Origin of the sequence: Streptomyces vastus, assembly GCF_039532825.1 — a bacterium.
Taxonomy (GTDB): domain Bacteria; phylum Actinomycetota; class Actinomycetes; order Streptomycetales; family Streptomycetaceae; genus Streptomyces; species Streptomyces vastus.
Window position 1 is genome coordinate 8,506 of sequence record NZ_BAAASJ010000115.1, and the last position, 18,278, is coordinate 26,783.

At 67.6% G+C, this 18,278-nt stretch carries 19 protein-coding genes and 1 pseudogene; 10 read left to right on the plus strand and 10 right to left on the minus strand.

Annotation, left to right across the window (positions count from 1 at the left end; translation table 11 throughout):
* The coding region (locus ABD357_RS36300) for an AAA family ATPase (protein ID WP_425585174.1) at positions 1–687 on the minus strand (687 nt) is incomplete at its 3' end.
* Positions 688–1,159: 472 nt separating this feature from the next.
* Between ABD357_RS36300 and ABD357_RS36305 the strand changes: the two genes are divergently transcribed.
* The gene (locus tag ABD357_RS36305; protein WP_344395540.1) at positions 1,160–1,324 is read left to right on the plus strand and encodes a hypothetical protein; all 165 of its coding nucleotides are present in this window, start codon (positions 1,160–1,162) and stop codon (positions 1,322–1,324) included.
* A gap of 718 nt (positions 1,325–2,042) precedes the next feature.
* Here ABD357_RS36305 and ABD357_RS36310 read toward each other — a convergent pair.
* Complete coding sequence (locus ABD357_RS36310; protein WP_344395541.1) at positions 2,043–2,282, minus strand: DUF6336 family protein; 240 nt, start codon at positions 2,280–2,282, stop codon at positions 2,043–2,045.
* Between the two features lie 561 nt (positions 2,283–2,843).
* Here ABD357_RS36310 and ABD357_RS36315 point away from each other — a divergent pair.
* From ABD357_RS36315 to ABD357_RS36340, 6 genes are all read left to right on the plus strand, one after another.
* Positions 2,844–3,332, plus strand: coding sequence for a hypothetical protein (locus ABD357_RS36315; protein ID WP_344395542.1), 489 nt, complete (start codon positions 2,844–2,846; stop codon positions 3,330–3,332).
* A gap of 26 nt (positions 3,333–3,358) precedes the next feature.
* Positions 3,359–4,258 carry a hypothetical protein gene (locus tag ABD357_RS36320; RefSeq protein ID WP_344395543.1) on the plus strand — a complete coding sequence of 300 codons (900 nt, stop codon included), beginning with the start codon at positions 3,359–3,361 and terminating at the stop codon, positions 4,256–4,258.
* A 193-nt stretch (positions 4,259–4,451) separates the two neighbouring features.
* Positions 4,452–5,024: a hypothetical protein gene (locus ABD357_RS36325; RefSeq protein WP_344395544.1), complete on the plus strand. Its 573-nt coding sequence runs from the start codon at positions 4,452–4,454 to the stop codon at positions 5,022–5,024.
* A gap of 248 nt (positions 5,025–5,272) precedes the next feature.
* On the plus strand, positions 5,273–5,572 hold the full coding sequence (locus ABD357_RS36330; RefSeq protein WP_344395546.1) for a hypothetical protein: 300 nt from the start codon (positions 5,273–5,275) through the stop codon (positions 5,570–5,572).
* 605 nt (positions 5,573–6,177) lie between these two features.
* Positions 6,178–10,092: a hypothetical protein gene (locus ABD357_RS36335; protein WP_344395547.1), complete on the plus strand. Its 3,915-nt coding sequence runs from the start codon at positions 6,178–6,180 to the stop codon at positions 10,090–10,092.
* A complete protein-coding gene (locus tag ABD357_RS36340) occupies positions 10,092–10,868 on the plus strand; it encodes a hypothetical protein (RefSeq protein ID WP_344395548.1) in 777 nt (258 codons plus the stop codon). The genes ABD357_RS36335 and ABD357_RS36340 overlap by 1 nt, the downstream gene beginning before the upstream one ends.
* Positions 10,869–11,369: 501 nt before the next feature.
* Here ABD357_RS36340 and ABD357_RS36345 read toward each other — a convergent pair.
* The 4 genes from ABD357_RS36345 to ABD357_RS36360 all read right to left on the minus strand — a co-directional run bounded on the left by ABD357_RS36345 (position 11,370) and on the right by ABD357_RS36360 (position 12,871).
* Positions 11,370–11,585: a hypothetical protein gene (locus tag ABD357_RS36345; protein ID WP_344395549.1), complete on the minus strand. Its 216-nt coding sequence runs from the start codon at positions 11,583–11,585 to the stop codon at positions 11,370–11,372.
* Positions 11,582–11,968, minus strand: coding sequence for a hypothetical protein (locus ABD357_RS36350; RefSeq protein WP_344395550.1), 387 nt, complete (start codon positions 11,966–11,968; stop codon positions 11,582–11,584). Before ABD357_RS36350 ends, ABD357_RS36345 begins: the two co-directional genes overlap by 4 nt.
* 30 nt (positions 11,969–11,998) lie before the next feature.
* Positions 11,999–12,448, minus strand: a complete 450-nt coding sequence (locus tag ABD357_RS36355) for a DUF6336 family protein (protein ID WP_344395552.1) — start codon at positions 12,446–12,448, stop codon at positions 11,999–12,001.
* A gap of 171 nt (positions 12,449–12,619) precedes the next feature.
* The gene (locus ABD357_RS36360; RefSeq protein ID WP_344395553.1) at positions 12,620–12,871 is read right to left on the minus strand and encodes a hypothetical protein; all 252 of its coding nucleotides are present in this window, start codon (positions 12,869–12,871) and stop codon (positions 12,620–12,622) included.
* 925 nt (positions 12,872–13,796) lie between these two features.
* On the opposite strand from ABD357_RS36360, the gene ABD357_RS36365 reads away from it, so the two are divergent.
* Positions 13,797–14,417: a hypothetical protein gene (locus ABD357_RS36365; protein ID WP_344395554.1), complete on the plus strand. Its 621-nt coding sequence runs from the start codon at positions 13,797–13,799 to the stop codon at positions 14,415–14,417.
* Between the two features lie 216 nt (positions 14,418–14,633).
* Here the strand turns inward: ABD357_RS36365 and ABD357_RS36370 are convergent.
* Both ABD357_RS36370 and ABD357_RS36375 read right to left on the minus strand, forming a co-directional pair.
* Positions 14,634–15,396, minus strand: a pseudogene (locus tag ABD357_RS36370) (metallophosphoesterase family protein).
* Between the two features lie 76 nt (positions 15,397–15,472).
* Complete coding sequence (locus ABD357_RS36375) at positions 15,473–15,781, minus strand: hypothetical protein (protein ID WP_344395555.1); 309 nt, start codon at positions 15,779–15,781, stop codon at positions 15,473–15,475.
* A gap of 25 nt (positions 15,782–15,806) precedes the next feature.
* On the opposite strand from ABD357_RS36375, the gene ABD357_RS36380 reads away from it, so the two are divergent.
* Positions 15,807–16,457 (plus strand): hypothetical protein, encoded by a 651-nt coding sequence (locus ABD357_RS36380; RefSeq protein WP_344395556.1) that lies wholly within the window; start codon positions 15,807–15,809, stop codon positions 16,455–16,457.
* Between the two features lie 374 nt (positions 16,458–16,831).
* Here the strand turns inward: ABD357_RS36380 and ABD357_RS36385 are convergent, their stop codons facing one another.
* The gene (locus tag ABD357_RS36385) at positions 16,832–17,167 is read right to left on the minus strand and encodes a helix-turn-helix domain-containing protein (protein WP_307679748.1); all 336 of its coding nucleotides are present in this window, start codon (positions 17,165–17,167) and stop codon (positions 16,832–16,834) included.
* Positions 17,167–17,346 (minus strand): tyrosine-type recombinase/integrase, encoded by a 180-nt coding sequence (locus ABD357_RS36390; protein ID WP_425585164.1) that lies wholly within the window; start codon positions 17,344–17,346, stop codon positions 17,167–17,169. The genes ABD357_RS36385 and ABD357_RS36390 overlap by 1 nt, the downstream gene beginning before the upstream one ends.
* 183 nt (positions 17,347–17,529) lie before the next feature.
* Here ABD357_RS36390 and ABD357_RS36395 point away from each other — a divergent pair, with 183 nt between their 5' ends.
* Entirely contained in the window at positions 17,530–18,231 is a 702-nt protein-coding gene (locus tag ABD357_RS36395) for a 2-phosphosulfolactate phosphatase (protein WP_344395778.1), read from the plus strand.
* Positions 18,232–18,278: the final 47 nt, after the last annotated feature.

Below are 18,278 nucleotides of genomic sequence, written 5' to 3' on the forward strand. Positions count from 1 at the left end.
CTCGCCTTTGTGCGCCTTGACCTGGATCTGCCTGCGCCCGTCCATGGCCGGGTACAGGGCGGCCAGCACCTTCGGGGAGATCAGCGTGGCGTCGTCCAGGAGGAGGGCGCGGCCTTCGGTCATGGCGGTCACGAGTGGCCCGTAGATGAACTCGTAGCCGCCGTTCGCGTCCTGGGTGTACTCGCCGATCAAGTCGCCGACCGTGGTGTCCCCGTCCCCGGCGACCGTGATCAGGTCCGGGAAGGCCGCCTCGATCAGCGAGGTCTTCCCGGTGCCCGGCGGCCCGTACAGCAACACCGCCACACCCGCCTCGCGCAGCCGCCGCAACGCCTCCACATCCGGCAGCTGCGCCAGCGCCCTCGGGTGATACTGCTGCCCGTTCGGCCGGGTGATCGGCACCGGCCGCCCGCCAGGTGGCCCGGCCGCAGGAGCCTGCGGGGCGGCCGGTCGCGGCACCCGGGGCGGGCCGCCCGGCGTGGGCTGGCCCGGTACGGCACGCTGCGCGGCGGCGGCCGTGGTCGAAGTCGCCTGGTACATACGGGGTTTGGAGCCGACCAGTTCCGCCTCGCCCCGGCACACCAGCGTCTCGCACGCGTTGCCGACCGCCCCGCCCGAGTGCCCGAGCATTCTCGCCAGCTCCGTGACACTGAACTGTGCGCCCGCGTGCGCCGCCAGAACCTGCGCGATCCTCGCGCGCAGTTCCCCCGGACGCGCCTTCGCGCCCGCGCCGGGCGGTGAACTCGGGGGCGCCGCCGGGGCGGTCGGCTGCGGCGCGGGGCCGGGAGGCGGGGAGGCGGGTGTGGCGGTACTGGTCATCACTCAGGCCCTTTCACTGATTAACCGAGGCGTTGCCGCATTCCGAATTCAGAGGCGGACGCTCTTTTTGGGCACACTCCACCCGTCATCCGTTTTCGGGCGGACCCCATTGGCGGGTTTTACATTCCCGGCCCTCCCGGGAACAATTCAAATATAGCTCGACCCGCACCCCACCTGAAGCCACATTCCGGCTTGATAATGCTGGAATTCTCGTGAATTCACGACGCGAATTCAGGGTAATTCCCGGAGGCACGACGCAAGGCGTCGTGTGCGGCGGCCCACACGACCGATTCCCAGGCGCCCACACACGCCGGCACCCCCGTCGATTCGAGTACACGCGCGAATGCGCGGCACCCGGCACGGCGGCACCCGGCACGGCGGCACCCGGCACGGCGGCACCCGGCACGGCGGCACCCGGCACGGCGGCACCCGGCACGGCGGCACCCGGCACGGCGGCACCCTCGGCTACGCCTGGGCGCCGCCGTGCTGCGCACGCGTGGGGACTTGAGCTGCTCCTGGGCCAGGGCTGTACAGGGCTGGCTGGAAGCCGAGTTGGTGAAATGGAAGAGTCACACAGGATGAATTGGGGTGTGGCCGGGGCGCGGGCATCAGCGCGGGATGTGTAGGGCTGGGCGCCGGCTGTCAGTAGATCGGGATGCATTGCTGCACCGATATACAGTCGCGCTCGCCCGCCGGTGGCTCGCAGGGCCCCTGGCCTGCGCCGACGGGCCGGTCGGGGTGTCGTATCCAAGCGCGCACGCGGAAGCGACGGCGGATACGACACCGGATGCGACGGGGCAAACGCCATCGGGCCGGCCACGCCGCGCGATGAGCACGCAGGGGCAGTGAGCTGCGGCTTTAAGCGTGTCCGCAGTCCGGTCGGGCAGCACGCGTGGGTGATGCGGGGAGCAGGGGCGCGCTGAACGTTGCGGCTGCGGCGTCGTCGCGGGTATTGAGTCCGTGCAGGGCGGTCACGGCGGTGGGATCGCGCTGCCGGTGGATGAAGGCGCGGGCTTCGGGGCGGTGCGTGTCGCAGGCTGGGCAGCGCTCCATCCACACACAGCAGTCACCAGCGGGCAGTGCCAGTGCAGCAGGAGGTCGCCTTCGCAACGGGAGCAGGGGCGGCCGGCTGTTCGTCGTCGTCCCGATCGACAGGGCGCAGGCGGGCGAGTTCCTCGTCGTTGACGTCGTCAAGGCTGGCGTCGACGTCGCCGATGTGACGCTGCTCAACTCCCGTACAGCCAGCTGTCATACGCGGCGTTGTCGACCAGGTGGTAGAGCCCGAGCGCGCCGGTGAAGAGTACAAGGGCGAGGACTCCTGCCCGCACGAGAACCGGCGCCATGATGGTGACGCCTTCGGTCTGGCCGGTGATCGTGCGCCAGTCGCGCCAGCGTCTGATGTCGCCCGAGCACGCCGTCCAGAACCAGCCTGGCAGCGACGGAAGTGAACTGGTCAGACACCCCATATGCATGCGTGAGTGGGCCGTTTCCCGCGCTCAGCCGTCGTCGGTTTTCCACAGCCCAAGCCAGGAAGCTTTCACGGGGTTGGACCAGGACGAGTCTTCGGCACTGCCACAGAACCCAAAGATGATCAAACGGTGTACCGCCAGGGTCCCGCCTCAACATCATCATGCGGGTGGCCTGGACCTGGAAGTCCCGGACGGAGCGACACGGTCGGCCGACTGTGCCCGGTCCTGCAGCTGTCGCACATCACTCCAGCCACCCTCCTGAACCCGGCCCATCATGTACCGAGAATCGGCCATTCCGGTCCTGAAGTTCGCCAAGCCGCAAAACAACGGTCACAGAATCCCCACAGGTTACCCGCGGTTTTTTCGCACCAGCCTGACGCCGCAGTCGCTAACGAGAAGTAGCCAACGGTGATCGCTGCGTACCCATCGAACGCTTGTTCTGCATATGGTCTGGTCCGGCGCGCGGTCCGCGTGGCTGCTCAAGCGCCGTTCACTGAGGGGGCGCGAGCGGAGTGGCGTAGTGGCTACTCAGCGGTGCGCTCCAGAGGGGGGAGCGGGATGCGCAAGAGGAACACCCTGATGACGTTCTTGGCGGCGGGGGTGCTCGGAGTGGGGTTGAGTACTCCGGCTCATGCCATCACGTCCGAAGACGCTGCCGGTCGGAATCTCCTTGAAATGGCGGCCTGTCAGGAGAACTGGGAGGCGTCCAAGTTCAAGATGCACCTTTGGTACAACTCGGGACAAAATGGCTCGCACCGCAACATCGGCTACAGCGTGTACGACTTCAACGCGCTGCGCCCCGGCGACGGGGGCGCTCATCCGCTGAAGTTCTGCAGATTTGGAGCAAGCGCGCCTTGGCCCGGCTCGGGCCAGAACATCAAGAACAACGCGGCCTCCGGAGAGAACACCCACTCCAAGTACATGGCGCGGGTCTATTACTACAGCGGCTACAAGAAGCCCTATCAGACGATGGGTGCGTATCAGCACATCTCTAGGTTCACGACGGTCTACAACGAGAACGCGTCGTTTGCCTGGATCGCGCCGTAGGCCTGCGAGCGGAAGGAGACACTGCAGTGAATCGCAAGGGGAACTCTCTCAAGGTCGTGCTGCCATTGGCGGCTGCTGCGGCCGTGTGCACCGTGGCTGTGATCGCCATGCCTGGCAACGACTCACCTGACAGCGAGGCGAAGGCCGCTGACGGGAAGCCGGCCCCGCTGGCGCCGGCCAAGGCGACGGTTGGGGACCCGGATGATCCAGCCACCTGGCGGCTGCCCATCGAGGCCTACATGCCGGCCCCGTCCGCCGCACGGACCATCACGAACGTTCGGGACGACGTGATGGATGCGTGTATGAGCAAAGCGGGCTTCGACGGCTGGAAGCCTGCCCCCGACCTTCCCAATATCGACGGTGCGAGCTTCACGGACGGGCGCTACGGAATTTCCGACGCTGAGCAGGCCGCCAAGTACGGTTATCACCGCGACCCGGAGTTGATGAAGGCCTACACCGATGCGATGACCGAGGGGGCGGTCGACGAGTCAGGTGCCGACGAGGACCAGGTGCGCCAGTGCGCTCAAGAAGCCGACACGAATGTGACCGCCGCGCAGAGGAATCCGCTGGTCGAGCAGATCGACATCGAAGGCTATGAGGCGTCCTTGACGGATCCCGCGGTCGTGGACGTGTTCGCCAAGTGGTCGGCCTGCATGAAGGACAAGGGCTACGCCTACGCCACGCCTCCAGATGTACAGGAAGACCCGCAGTTCACGGACCCCGAGAACATCACCCCGGACGAGATCGCTACGGCGAAGGCAGACATCTCGTGCCGTGACCAGTATCCGGTGGCCCAGGTCTGGTTCGGTGCCGAGGTGAAACTCCAGCAGGCGGCCATCGCCAAGAATCAGGACGCCCTGGACGACATCCGTACTGGGAACCAGGCGCAGGCGGCCAAGGCCGCCAAGCTCGCCCGAACTCGGTAGTCGCGCCTGGCGGTCAACTTGGTAGCACTCGCGCCAACAGCGCTCGCCGTGGCCGGATCCGTCTTGGCCGGGCAGGTCCGCGGCGCGTGACACCGGCCATGTTCCAAGGCGCCCGCGCCCTCAACGTCCAGCAGACACCTGACTGACTAGCCGGTCGCTCCTCCCAATCTCACCACGTCGAAAGAGGCAGATCATGCGTTTAACCAAGACCGCCTGCGCAGCGGCCACCATATCCGCGGCGCTCGCCGCTCTACTCGCCGCTGCGCCGTCAGCTTCGGCGGCAGGGGCGGAGGATCCAGGTTCGAAGCCCGCTGAGGCGATCGAGATCGTCACCATCAGCGGTGTCAAGGTGGACAAGGAGGCATCTGCCGAGACCAGACAGATCATCAGAGCCGACGTGGGTGCTGCAGCAGCAGCCGCGAACGTGTGCGGAACCGGCTACACCATCTCCACCGGCGCGTGGCGCGAGGGAACTTACGGCACCACCTACACATGGACCAACGGAAGGACCACCGGATCCTCGTACAACGACAAGCCGATCTGCGGCGTGTTCTTCAACGACACCGGAGCCACTCGGTCAATGGGCGTACGCCTGAGCTCCAACTACACCGCCGACGCACCCAAGCAAGACTTCGGCAACTACAGCACCTACGCGGGCCCCGTGTATCAGAACCGGGGCTACTGCGGGACGGTCTACTCCTACATGAAGGGCTCGAACGGCAGGGTCGTCGTCGACCGCGTCCACACGGTCGGGGCGTGCAACTAGTGAGAGCGCGCCATGCGACGGCAGTTGCCGTCGTTCTCACGGTGGCGTCCCTGATTCTCTCAGGATGCAGCAGTTCACAGGCCAATACCGCCTCGCCGCCTCTCCTCACGGTTCCACCGTCCGAGAGCGGTGGCTCTGTATCCGATCAGACGCCCGCACAGGCCACGCCGTCCCGCTCCCTGGAGCCATCTGCGACGCTCCTTATGCCGTCTCCCCCTGTGGCGACCACTCCGGCCGCGGAGCCGTCCATGGCCGGGGATACCAAGGTGTACGCGTTCGGCGACATCGCGGTCCGGCTGACAGCGAACGAGTTGGGCGTCTACACCGCGATCCATGTGGCCAACACGTCGAAAGAGCCTGCGTCATTCTCCATCACCGTGCGGGTGACGGGCCCGTCCGGCTATGAGGTGCAGATGAGGCGGGACTTCCCGCACGTTCTGCCAGGGGATACGGGCCGCGAGGCCGGGCTGCTTATCGACCAGGACGAGCGGCCTGTTCCGGATGATCCTGCAGCCACGCTGGTGAGCTTCGAGCAGACCCGAGGTTGAAGCCTGCCGAAGGTTTCGGCGCTGCGGCCTGAGCCATTTGGGCCATCAAGCCCGCCGCGCATCGCACCGAGCCGATGCTGTTCCGCGTAGCGGAGCCTGAGGACCATCGTCGGCCGGATCACCGCGACAGTGTAGGAGTTGCACGCGTTGCTGCTCGGAAGCAGCCCGAAGACAGCCTGGCTGATCTTCCGACAGAGCAGAACAACGGTCGCTGACTCGGTCCCTGACGCAGAAACCGCACTCTGCGTCAGGGACCGCACCGCCATCGACGCGTGCGAGTGGCCTGTTTGCCTTCTCTTCGGGAGCGGTCCCATCCCCCCCATCGATCGCATCAACCCTCGTGTCGTGCGGAGGCTCCTCTCCGGCTCGGCCTTAGAGGCAGAGCTGCGCCACCGCCGGGCTCGATCTTCATAGCGGAGAGGGCGCGGGCGGTCCTCGCCGACGCCTCCACCAATAACCAATCTCTCACCTGGTTTCCAGCCAGGAAGTCCCGGTCTTGAGGGCCGGGAGGACATAACCACAGTCGACCGTCGCAGTTCCCTGTCTCCCTCAAGGGGGCGTCGGTTTCTCGTCCATGCCCGAAAACTCCCATTGGAGGAGAGCAGTTGAGAGTTCGTAGACCGGCCCGTGCCGGGATCGCGGGCCTTGCGGTCACCGCGGTCCTGACCGGGCTCATACAAGCCGCGCCGGCGTTCGCCGACACCAGCCCTCCCGATCCGAAGCCGTCCGGCAGTCCTTCGTCTGATCCGCCGACGCGTGTGCCGGATCCCGGTAAGAGGCTCGGGAAGGGCTGGAAGACATCGGCGGACCGGGCCGTGACCACCGCGGCGGACAGCGGCGGCGTCAAGGTCCTTGTGGCGGACAGCGAGGACGCCTACCGGTGGCGGACCGTCGCCTCGCTGGCGGAGCCCGGCATGCCGGCGGACACGTGGATCGGTAACTCCTGCGTCATGGACCGTGATCACGCTGCGGTCGTGTACGCGCCGCGTACGTTCACGAACAAGCCGGACCTGATGCAGGGCGGGGCATTCACCGCGGTCGTCGACCTGAAGTCCGGCCGGGTCACGAAGCTGCCGTTCACCGGCTCGCTGGCCTACTTCGACCCGTCGTGCAACCCCGAGACGCGCACGGCGGCGTTCACCGCGTCCCGCGACAGCAAGACCCGGCTCCTCACGGTCGACACCAGCGGCAGGACGACTACCGACACCACTGTCACCGGGCAGGTGACCTCGGCCGTCCCCGTGAAGGACGGCCTCGTCGCCGCCCACGGCCGCCACCTGGTCCACGTCGACCCCGCGGACAAGAACCTCCGGAAGCTGGCTGCCGCGGACAGTGTGCCGTTCGACATCCGCCCCACCAGCAAGGGGATCGCCTTCCTCGACCGCAGTGGCGACACGGCTCGCGCCAAGCTGTGGAAGGGCGGGGGCACGCCGTCGACGCTCGCCTCGGGGAAGTTCGGAGACCTGGCCCTCGAACAGGGCACCGGGGGCCGGGCCTTCCTCACCGGCGACACCACGGACGCGAAGCTCACGGGTACGGCGGTGGCCCGCCTGGACGTTCCGGCGGATACGGATGTGTCCAGCCACGGCCGACTGGCCGTCGACCCCGTGCTCATGCCCGGCGTGCGTGCGGGCCTGGACCGGATCGGGAACGCGGGGAAGGGTTTCGCCAAGGCCGAACCCTCGTCGCGGGCGCGCACGTCCCAGGACCCAACCGACGGGGATCCGGTGCCGCCGACCGTGACCAGTGTCGCGTCCGCGACCGGCAAGAAGATCACCCAGACGGTCGCCGATACGACCAGCGGCACGGGCAAGGAGTCCTTCTCGCCCGCCCTGGGCGCGGCCGGCAAGAGCGGGCGGGCCGCGCAGGCGGCCGACCCGAACAATCCGGTCGACACGGACCGCTGGTGCTCCATCCCGCGTAACGACGTCAAGGCGCTCGCGCTGCAGCCGACTCCCAACCAGGTCGAGTGGGCCGTCAATATGGCGATCCGCGGCGAGCTGCGCTCCAGGTGGATCAAGCAGGGCGGCTGGCGCTCAGGCCTGGGCACCGTCGACCCGCAAGGGCTGTTCCCGGCCCCCGCTCTGAAGGGCGGCGGGCGCATCCCCGCCCAGGTGCTGCTGGGCGTACTCGCCCAGGAGTCCAACCTGTGGCAGGCCGAAGGCGGCGCCATCCCCGGCCAGATGGGCAACCCGCAGGCGGCGATCGCGGGCTTCTACGGGCACAAGGGGGAGACGTCCGAGGCGTACTGGAGGATCAACTGGCACCAGTCGGACTGCGGCTACGGCGTCGGTCAGGTCACCGACGGTATGCGCCTCGCCGGCCTCGAGAAGCCCGGCGAGACCTCTCTGTCTCCGGCGAAGCAGAAGGCCGTCGCTCTGGACTACGCGGTCAACATCGCCGCGTCGATGTACATCCTCGCGGACAAGTGGAACCAGGTGCACACCGCGGGGCAGACCATCACCGTCAACAACGACGACCCGTCGAAGCCGGAGAACTGGTTCGCCGCGCTGTGGAACTACAACCTCGGCTTCAACGAGAACAAGGGCGACGGCAAGCCGTGGGGCCTGGGTTGGTACAACAACCCCGCGAACCCGTCCTACCCGGCCTCACGGCACCCGTTCATGTCCAACCCGCGTGACGCCGCGAAGCCCCAGAACTGGCCGTACCAGGAAAAGGTGATGGGCTGGTCCGCCTGGTCCATGGACACCGGCTACTCCTACGGCTCCGACGGGCGGCAGGACTGGCCCGGCGAGTCCGGGTTCTCCAGCGCCGGTTTCCGGCCCGCCTGGTGGATCAACCCGGGGCAGCGCGACCGGGTCAAGCCGCCACTGGACGCGTTCTGCAACGCCACCAACAACTGCAACTCCGCCAGCCCGCCGGACTGTCCCGACGCCAAGTGCTACGAGAAATACTGGTGGCGCGGATCGAACGTGACGTGGAAGCCGAACTGCGACGCCGACTGCGGCAACGAGAGCATCAAGTACGTCACACTGCGTGAGGAACCGGGCCGCGGCACTCGGCTGAAGTACGGCACGCCGGAGTGCGGCGCCGCCCCCGCGGGGGCGCTGATCGTGGAGTCGATCCCGGACAATGTCGACACCTACAGTTCCTGCGGATCGTCGGGCACTGATGCCGGGAACTTCCAGTTCACGTTCCATCCCAACCCGGCGGCCACCGGGCCGGGTCTGGGCCCGTTCGAGGCCAAGGGAGACCTGCACCAGATCGGCGGTGGGCACGGTGGCCACTTCTGGTACACGCACACCCGTGACACCGCTCATCTCGGCGGCCCCGGCGGCCGGATGACCATCGACGGCACCTGGACCCTCGGCCGCAGCGTCGAATGGGCCCGCGTCTTCGCTCACATGCCGGACACCGGGGCGCACACCCAGCAGGCCCACTATGTGATCAAGGGAGTCGCGGGCGGTGACCGTCACCGCTATGTCAACACTCGCTTCAGTAAGAACACCTGGGTCGAACTCGGCGTCTACCGCTTCACCGGCACCCCGCGGGTGGAGCTGACGAACACTACCGCCGACGGCACCGCGGACGAGGACGTCGCCTGGGACGCCGTCGCCTTCCAGCCACTGGCGGGCAAACCGAAGCACATGGTCGTCGCCATGGGCGACTCCTACACCTCCGGTGAAGGTGCCGGTGCCTACTCACCCGAGTCCAACAGGGGCCACGGGAAGAGCACCTGGAACGCCTGCCGCCGCAGCGACAACTCCTGGCCGCGCAAGGTCCTGTTGCCCGGTCAGAGCACCAGCCTCGGCAAACTGTCGGACAACAGGAGCGCCACCGCCGACTTCCTGGACGTCAGTTGCTCCGGCGCGCACACCTGGCAGCTGACCACCGGCAACCCCACACCATGGGGGAAGATCGGCAACTACCGCGAGAAGAGCCCGATCGACTCCGGTGTCCTCAGCCCGGACACCACACTGGTCATGCTGACCATCGGCGGAAACGACGGGGACAACTTCACCAACGCCGTCACGAACTGCTACGTCATCCTCGGGGTGTGCGACGCGGCCGACTACACGGGCAAGGTCGACCAGGCGGTCGAGGACACCGGGACAGTCATTGGCCAGATCGCGGCCGCCGCGCCGAACGCGCAGATCGTCCTCATGGGCTACCCTCGCCTGGTCAATGACGAGGTGTGCGTGACAGCCGGGAACCAAGCCCTGAATCAGTTGGCCGAATACGTACGGGACAAGCAGAAGGCCAAGGTGGAGGAACTGCGCAAGGCGGGGCGCAAGGTAGCCTTCGCCGATCCGATTCCCGCGTTCCGGGGACACGGAATCTGTGACGGCGACGAGTGGATCAACCGCATCGTGGCGGGGCCGAACGGGGACGGTGACTTCCACGACGGGGACCCGGCCAACCAGGCTCCCTGCCTGCCCTGGCCCGGGCAGAATGTCTGTGCCAGCCTCGAGTCGTTCCACCCGAAGAATGCCGGTACAACGGGCTACGCCCGAGTCATGGACCAGGCATTGGCTGACATGGGGTACAAGGGCAGTTAGTGGAAACTGACGAAACCGGCAGCGCGGTGGTCACGGGGCAGGCGAACCGTCTCGTGACCACCGGCTGCCTGACCTTCCTGATCGCGCTGATCAGCGTTCTCGGCGTCCTCGTCTCCTGGCTGTGGTACCGGCACTGGCATGACGGGAACGTCAACAGTGAGCGCAGGGCGAGGACACTCGCGTCGATCCGGGAGCTGGCCCGTGACGCAGCGGACGACACGGCCCGCGCACTCGACACGAGCGGCGCCACCGACGCCGACGCCCTCACCGAGGTGATCTGGCGGCACACAGAAGCTCCCGTGATCACCTACGACGCGTCCCGCCGCGAGTTCACCGCCACGGCCGCGAAATCCGCCCTGTATGACAACAAGGTCGTCGTCCCCGGTGGCGGGCCCATCAAGGTGACCCGGTGTTTCGTCTTCACCTACACCCACCGCCCCGGCCAGGCATGGACATCGAGAGTTTCCGAGAGGGACGACGAAGTGTGCCGTCCGGGCACCGAGCTCTCCGGTCTGGTGCGGCTCACACGGACACGCATCTCGGGCATGTACGCCGAGGACTTGACGCGAGCCGGAGTGCAGAAGGCCCTCGATCCCACCGGACGGCTGCGTTCCTACGACGTCAAAAGCGTGGTGCGCAGGGGAGACACGGTGATCGTCACCATCCTCGTCTCCAGCTCGGAGAAAGCAGTCGACCAGTGCTATCGCTTCACCCGGCCCGTCCCCGGCGACGACGTCCAAGGTTCCGCCGCAGCGGTTCCGGCGTCTTCGTGCTGATGCTTCTGTGTAGGACCCACCGCCGCGCTGCCATCGGCGTCCACTCATTTCGCCTCATCGAATGCCAGACGGCTCGTACGCTGCCCTGGCAGCTCGACCCCTCCCGGCGGTCCTGGGGAACGGTGACCGAGATCGAACTGGCCGAGCCCGATGGGCTCGTGCGCATCACATCGTACGAGGACACCGCACGGGGCAGTCGTTCCTCGCTTGGGGCGGCGGTGAGAAGGTTCCGGGATCCGAGACCGTCCTCTGGTCGCTGCCCCGGAAAGAAATCATCAGCGCGGAGATCAAACGATTCCTACTGGATGCGGAAGTTCGTCGCTGGCCGAGATTGCCTCACCGCCTACCATCTGCCGTCCTGCGCGCCCGACCCCAACGCGGTCGAGCGTGTCTGGTTCCTGCTGCGGCGCGGCTGACTGTCCAACACCGCTTCACCACACCCGAGCACCGAATCCAGACCCAGGGCGATTGCAAAGTCTTTTGATCGCGCGTCGGCGCAGGTCAGTTGAGGCCGAGGAGGGCCAGTGGCCGCTCGTAGGGGCGGAGGGCTGTGGTGCGGAGTCCGGCGGCGATGTTGGTGTGGCCGGCGTCGCGGAGTTGGTTGATGGCGAAGCTGCGGAGGGTGGCCACGTTCTCCGGGCTGTGGCCGGTGCCGATCTTGGAGGCGTCCTCGCGGAAGGCGGTGTCCCGGACGAAGTGGAGCCTGTTTTCGATCACCAGTGCGCCGTCAAGATCATTGCGATCCGTTCGGGCGACGCCTGACGGCTGGTCAGGTCAGTGATCACGTAGACCGTTTCCCGGCTCTGCTTGCCGGTCTTGGTGTCGGTGCGGTGGCGTACGACCTTGGCGACCTGGGCGGCGTGAGGGAAGTCGACGCCGAGGTCGGTGACGGTCAGGGCCTGCACAACCCTGGTCTCCTTACGTCCGTGGCCCGTAGTGCGGTCGTAGAACTTCGCCGTCGCGTGCTCCCAGGGCAGGGCCCGCATCTGCTCGTAGAGGTTCTTCTGGTTCCGCTTCACAGTGAAGGCGTAGTGCGCGTTCTTGACGTCGACGAGGAAGCGGGCGTGCTCGCGCTGGGTGTGCAGCGCGTCTCCGGTCACGGTGACGCGCCATCACCGACGGAATGGTGCTCAACTCCCGTACAGCCAGCTGTCGTACGCGGCGTTGTCGACGAGGTGGTAGAGCCCGAGCGCGGCGGGGAAGAGCACAAGGGCGAGGACTCCCGCGCGTACGAAAACCGGCGCCACGATGGTGGCGCTTTCGGACTGGCTGGTGATGGTGTGCCAGTACCGCAAGCGTCTGATGTCGCCCGAGCACGCCGTCCAGAACCAGACTCCGACCACGATCCCCATCCCGGCGAGGATCATGGAGAACCCTGCCACCACGGCAAGGAACGTCTCGCGGTCATGATGGTCGGCGACGAAGAGTGTGCCCACAAAGAGCAGGGCGACGGCGGCGATCCCCTGCACTGCTCCTCGCACCACGACGTCCTTGAAGCGCAGCCGTGGCAGGCGTACGCCATCCTCGTCCGTGGCCCGTTGTGGGGTCGGCTGTGCTCCGGTGCGCTGTGTACGCGTCATGGGCGGCAGGCTACCTGGGAGTAGAAAGCCGGCATCTCACAGCCTGACGTACCCGTCGCCGCCCCATGACGGACGACGCCTACCGCCATGTGTCCCGGCGCCGCGCTCTTCCGGGGTGCGTACGGCCCCGGGGAACATCGGTACAGCGGTTATCGGTGAGAACAATCATGGTCAGGGCGCGAGTGCGCTGACCCTGTTCTCGTACTCGCGGCGGGCCTTGTGCTGGGCCGGCACTGCGGGAAGGCCCTGGCCGCCGTCGAGCGGCTGGCAGCGGGCGAGAAGCCGGCGGTGTACGGCGGGGACGGCGCTGACGCGCAGGGTGTAGCCCTGGCCGCGCCGTACGGTCATCCCCTGGTCGAGCGCGGCGCGCTCGGCGCCCTCCAGCTCGGTGGTGCGGAGGTAGTCGGCGACCTTGCCCGGCATGTCGAGGGCGACCGGCAGCTCCAGGGCGGGCGGCCCTCCTGGGGGATCGCCGAGATAAGCCCGAAAGGGAATACAGGATGATCTTGGTTAGGTGAGCGGCTACACCAGCCCTTGCTCGCGGGCGATTCAGCAGGCGGCGGTGATCCGCCAGTGGAGTTCGGCGCCGGTGCGCTCCTGGACTGCTGCTTGAGCGGCTGGAAGAGATGGGCGGCCACCGTGCCGACCCCCGCTGGTGATCCCGTACGACCGGATCGCGGTCTGATGCATTGTCAGTGGCCCACGCCACACTGGCCTTCTCGCCGATGAAGCAGGGGGCCGATGGCGTTCCGGGCCGTACACGCGCAGTGGGGGACCGTCTTCGCGCACTTACCCGATCTAGGCTGCGGGCGCTCGTGGGACCAGGTCTGGAGGGTGAGGCCGCCCGCGCCGCTGACCTGCGACGAGTGCCAACACCCGATGCACGCCAAGCGGTCCCCCAGCGGCCTGCGGTTCTTCGCCCACGCCCCGGGGGCCCCGGAATGCGCGCTCGCTGGGGAGACACTGGCGCACCACCTGCTGAAGCTGGAGCTGGCAGCTGCCGCGCGGGACGCCGGGGCGCACGCCGAGCTGGAGGCCCGCGGGCCGATGTGCTGGCGAGCGATCCGGCCGGAGCCTGGCGGATGGCCCTGGAGGCACAGCTCTCGCCCATCACGCCGGACGACATCGCTGCCCGCACGGAGCGGATGCAGGCGGACGGCGTGCCCTCGGTGTGGTTTAGCGACCGGTACCGGCCGCCGTGGTTCGAGCGGGTGCCGTCGGTACGGGTGAAGGGCGTCGAAGGCGGCGGCCTGGTCGTGGTGGAGGGCCTGGCGAAGTTCTCCGGTGGGCAGTGGGAGGCGGGCCCGCAGGTGCCGCTCGCGGAGTTCCTGCGCTGGGTGGGCGGGTGGTGTCGCATCGGCGTCGGGCTCCCGTACGCAGCCCGCTGTCGGCTCGGCGCACGGTGTGGACGGCCCCGCAGTACGCCCAGCAGGAGGCCACCCACCTGGAGGCGGAGGAGCGGCGCAAACGCCTGGAACAGGAGGAGCAGCGCCGCCTTCAGGAGGAAGAGCGGGTCCGGTGGGAGCAGTACCAAGAGCGCCTGCGACGGGAAGACCGGGAGCGGGCCAGAGCGCGCGGTGATCACGAGGCGGCCATTCACGACCTGCTCGAACGGCAGGCGGCCCTGGAGAAGCCGGCCTTCGAGTTCGTGCGCCGGGAGACCGGCGTCCACCCGTTCGTAGAGGACGGCGGCGCCGCCGAGTTCGCCATGGGCGTGCCGGTGTACGTCGGGCTGACCCCGTACGGAGTCATCTGCCCGGTGGCCCGTCGGGTCGCCGCCGCCCGGGACCGCCTCGCGCAGTTGGTGGTGTTCGCCGCCTCCGAAGGGGAGCGGCGGCGTATCGCCGCACAGGCCCGGCCCGGACAGCGCATCGAGGTCCTGGACGGCGGCCTGGACGCCGTGCCGTCCCCACGGCCCCCGGCGGGGCAAGACACCCTCCCGCTCGCGGGGCTCTCCGGGTCTGAGTAGTTGAGGTACAGGAAATCCCGGTGAGAACGATCATGGGCTTGATCAGCGAGTTCTCTACGTCTCGAACGTGAGCTGTCCGGAAGCTTCGAGCGCTGCGCGGCGGGCTTCGGCCCGGGTGCGGGCGTAGTGGTCCTGGTCGTAGTGCGGGTACTGGTAGGAGTCGTTGATCGAGTAGTCGGAATTCTGAGGTGTGCGGCCTTTGATGGGCGCACGATGTCACGGTGCGTGGCTGCGTCCGTCCCGAGGGGCGAAGGCTTCGAGAGCGTCTGCGTCGGTTGCTCGCGTGTGGAGGAAGTAGTCGGCCCACTCGGCGATTTCAGGGTAAGAGGAGTCCTGGGTGACCTGGGTGATGGCTGCCTCGACGTCGAAGGTTGTGGAGCGTAGTTCGATGCCGGGGCCCAGGAGCGCCCAGTGGGCCCCGGCCCGTCCGTAGGGCATGCCGATGCTGCCGGGGTTGATCACGAGTCGGCCGTGGGCGAGGCGGACGAACGGCATGTGCGTGTGCCCGCAGACCACCGTGCGGATATCGGTGTCGAGTCCGCTGAGGACTTCTCGCCAGCGGTCGAGGCGTGAGTCGACCAGGACGACCTCTTCATCGTCCCGGGGGGGTGGCGTGGCAGAACAGCACCTTCCCCAGGCCGTGTACTGGCAGGGAGAGTGATTGCGGTAGCTGGCCGAGAAGGTCGATGTGGTCTTCGCGTAGTTGTTCGGCGGCCCAGGGAGCGATCGGATCGGGGATCGAGTCGCGTTGGCCGCGGCGGTATTCGAGGAGTTCACGGTCGGCGTTGCCGCTGATCCAGACGACGCGGTCGCCGAGTGAGGTCAACAGGTCGAGAACCTGGGTCGGTTGCGGGCCGGCGGTGATGTCGCCGGTGAGCACGATGCGATCGGCGGCGCTCACCTCTGGATCGGCGAGCACGGCCTCCAGGGCGGGCAGGACTCCGTGAATGTCGGACAGGACGGCTACTCGGTTCAGCATGGTCATCACTGTGGGATGAGGTCTCCTTGGAGGAGGGGCCGTTCGCCTGACGCGTAGTTCTAAGGAGATGACTGCTTCAACGCGCGTGGCCGCCGGGGGCGTACTTCTTCCAGGTGCCTCCGGCTTGGGCGGCGACGGCCTCGGTGTGGACGGCGTGGTAGCCGAGCATTCCCGCAATGACCGAGGGCGGCGCCTGAAGGACGAGCTGCCGCAGGGTGGCGGTCCGGCCGTGGAGGGTGGGGATGCCCGCGGTGGTGAGTCGCTTGCCGAGGGTGGCGGGGTCCATGGGCTGTCCGGCCCGGCGCCCGGGGAAGAGCCAGTCGCTGGCGGGAAGGGTGCCGCCTGGCCGGTTCGGCCGTGCGGTGCGTATGTATTCGAGGAGCACGCCGGCGAAGGGCTCGGGGACTGGTGTGGGCGGCCGCGACTCGTTCCATGAGCGAGAGATTGTCGCTGGTCATGACTTTGCGGATCAGGGCGATGCGGTTGTGCTGGCTGATCGGGGCCGGATTCTCGGTGCGAATTGTGGGGACCTTCAAGCGGGGCATGACCTGGTGGTCCATGCTCCAGCGCAGGAATGCTTGGACGACGCGGCGGGCGGTGGCGTCCTCGGCGAACCAGGCGTCGAGGTCGGCCTGGGTGCACTCGCTGATGGCGCGGTCCCGCTCGGCGAGCCAGGTGAGGAAGGCGGCTGCCTGGATGAGCCGGGCACGGGCGGAGGTGACGGCCCCGGAGCCGAGGGGACGCTTGGCTCCGGTGGCCCGGAGCTTGCGCAACAGGTGCCAGGTGGCGAAGCGGTTCAGGAGCTGGCGGTGTTCCACGTCCTCAACGGTGTCGAGCCATTCGGGCAGCCGACGTTCGAACAGCAGCAGGTGCCGGTCACGGTGCGGCAACACGCCGGAATGCATGAGCAGATCACGGACGTGGGCGACCGACCGCCAGGGCGACAGAGCGCTCAAGCCGTCGTGGGTGAGCGGTACTTCGCCGAGGGCGAGTGCGCGCAGGATCTGCTGGACGTGCGGCTTGCCGACCCAGGTCAGCGTTGCCTTGGGACGAGGCACTGACCTGACCTCGTCGAAGAAGGGAACAAGTTCGGGCCGAACGCGGCCGGTGCCGTCGTCAAGGAGCTCTTCCAGGCGTTCGGCCAGGACGCAGTTCCCGCATACTCCGCGCAGGTAGCGGCGGGCCTCGCGGCCACAGCGTTCGCAGTGGAACTCACCCAGGCCGCCTGCGCAGTTGGTGCACCACCGGCCGCCGTCTGGTGCGATGCCCGGGGTGAGACGGTCGACGCCGCAGCCGACGCACTGCCCGTAGGTCTCCAGTGCATGGTCGTAGCAAGCGGAGCACAGGTAGCCCTCGGGCCAGTGGGCTGCTCCAAGGCGGACGGTGCGATGGCAGCGTGCGCAGAACAGGTCCTCGGGCCGGACTCTGGTGCGGCTCATTTCTCCGGGCGGACCCGTGCCCGCTTGGGACGGACGGTGGCCGCGAGGTCGACCACGTCGGCGCCGCCGGAGGCGGCGGTGCGGCGCGGGGCCGCGTTCTCCGCCTTGGTGGCGATCAACTCGGCGGGGGTGACATCAAGGATGTCGCAGAGAGCGGCGAGGACGGGCAGGGACAGCCGCTCGGGGGTCTGGGTGACCAGTCGCCAGACCTGGACCGAGGACAGCTCGATGCCGCGGTCGGCCAGCAGCGGGGACAGGTCGGAGGCGACGAAGATCCCGCGCGTCGCCATCACCTCGCGCAGCCGCCACTGGTAACTGACCTGGCGTTTCATCAAGCTCTCCTTGCCGGCCGCAGGGCGGCCTCCATCGTCGCATCCAGCGCTCTGCGCAGGGTGCGGGTGCGGAAGTCGGAGGATACGCAGGTGTAGATCGCGGTCGTGGACGCGTAGTCGTGGCCGACCTGTTCCTGGACGAACCGGGCGTCCCAGCCGTCCTCGATCAGGTGGGTCACGTACGACCTTCTTGTGTCCGCAGAGGCCGTGTGCGGGTGACCCCGTGTGGCGATTGAGCAGGCGTGTCGTCGCGGACCACTTTCGCGACGCAGGCAGCCGGAGGTGTTGCATTCCGAGATCGTTGATGTGATGCGGATCACTCTGCGGGTGCTTCGGGTCGGGCGTGAGCGATCATGATCAGAATGGACTCTCGTTTCGTTGGCATCGCTGAGCTGGTCGAAGTCCCGTCCGTGGCGGTCGTAGTCGACGTCATGCGTGCTTTCACCGTGGCTGCCTGGGCCTTTGCTCAGGGGGCGGAAAAGATCGTTCTTGCTGAGTCGCTGGACGAAGCCCTGGCGCTCAAGGCTTCTCATCCGGATTGGGCGGCGCTCAAAGACGGGCCGCCCGCGCCCGGGTTCGACTTGGTCAACTCGCCGGGCCTGCTGCGGTCTGTTGACCTTGGCGGACGGACCGTCGTGCAGAAGACCACGGCAGGGACGGTCGGTGCCCTTGCGGTCAAGGAGGCGTCGCTGGTGCTGTGCGCCGGCTTCGTGGTGGCGGAGGCAACGGCTCGGCTCTTGCGGACACGCAAGAGTGACAGTGTCACGTTCGTGGTCACTGGCGAAGATGGGCAGGCCGATGAAGACCTGGCGTGCGCTCAATACATCGCTCGGAGAGCCACCGAGGCTGGGACAGATGCTGCTGAGTTCCTCCGCCGCGCTGCCGAGTCCCGCGCCGCCGCCGAGCTGACGGAGGGTGTGCGTCAAGGAGTCCATCCTGATGACGTCGCACTCTGTCTTGAGCTGGACCGCTTCCCCTTTGCCATGGTGGCGACCTTGGAAAACTCGCTCATGATCCTGCGTCCGTGCGCCATGCCTTCGCTGACCGACGAGGCGTCGATCTGATCGCTGGTGAGGTCCAACTCGCACCATGTGAGAGCCAGCATCCGGTC

Excerpts from the sequence above, each read along its gene's own strand:
- ABD357_RS36305 (WP_344395540.1), top strand. The coding sequence starts at position 1,160 with ATGCGCGGCACCCGGCACGGCGGCACCCGGCACGGCGGCACCCGGCAC.
- ABD357_RS36310 (WP_344395541.1), bottom strand. The coding sequence starts at position 2,282 with ATGGGGTGTCTGACCAGTTCACTTCCGTCGCTGCCAGGCTGGTTCTGG.
- ABD357_RS36315 (WP_344395542.1), top strand. The coding sequence starts at position 2,844 with ATGCGCAAGAGGAACACCCTGATGACGTTCTTGGCGGCGGGGGTGCTC.
- ABD357_RS36325 (WP_344395544.1), top strand. The coding sequence starts at position 4,452 with ATGCGTTTAACCAAGACCGCCTGCGCAGCGGCCACCATATCCGCGGCG.
- ABD357_RS36330 (WP_344395546.1), top strand. The coding sequence starts at position 5,273 with ATGGCCGGGGATACCAAGGTGTACGCGTTCGGCGACATCGCGGTCCGG.
- ABD357_RS36355 (WP_344395552.1), bottom strand. The coding sequence starts at position 12,448 with ATGACGCGTACACAGCGCACCGGAGCACAGCCGACCCCACAACGGGCC.
- ABD357_RS36360 (WP_344395553.1), bottom strand. The coding sequence starts at position 12,871 with ATGCCGGGCAAGGTCGCCGACTACCTCCGCACCACCGAGCTGGAGGGC.
- ABD357_RS36385 (WP_307679748.1), bottom strand. The coding sequence starts at position 17,167 with ATGAAACGCCAGGTCAGTTACCAGTGGCGGCTGCGCGAGGTGATGGCG.
- ABD357_RS36395 (WP_344395778.1), top strand. The coding sequence starts at position 17,530 with ATGGACTCTCGTTTCGTTGGCATCGCTGAGCTGGTCGAAGTCCCGTCC.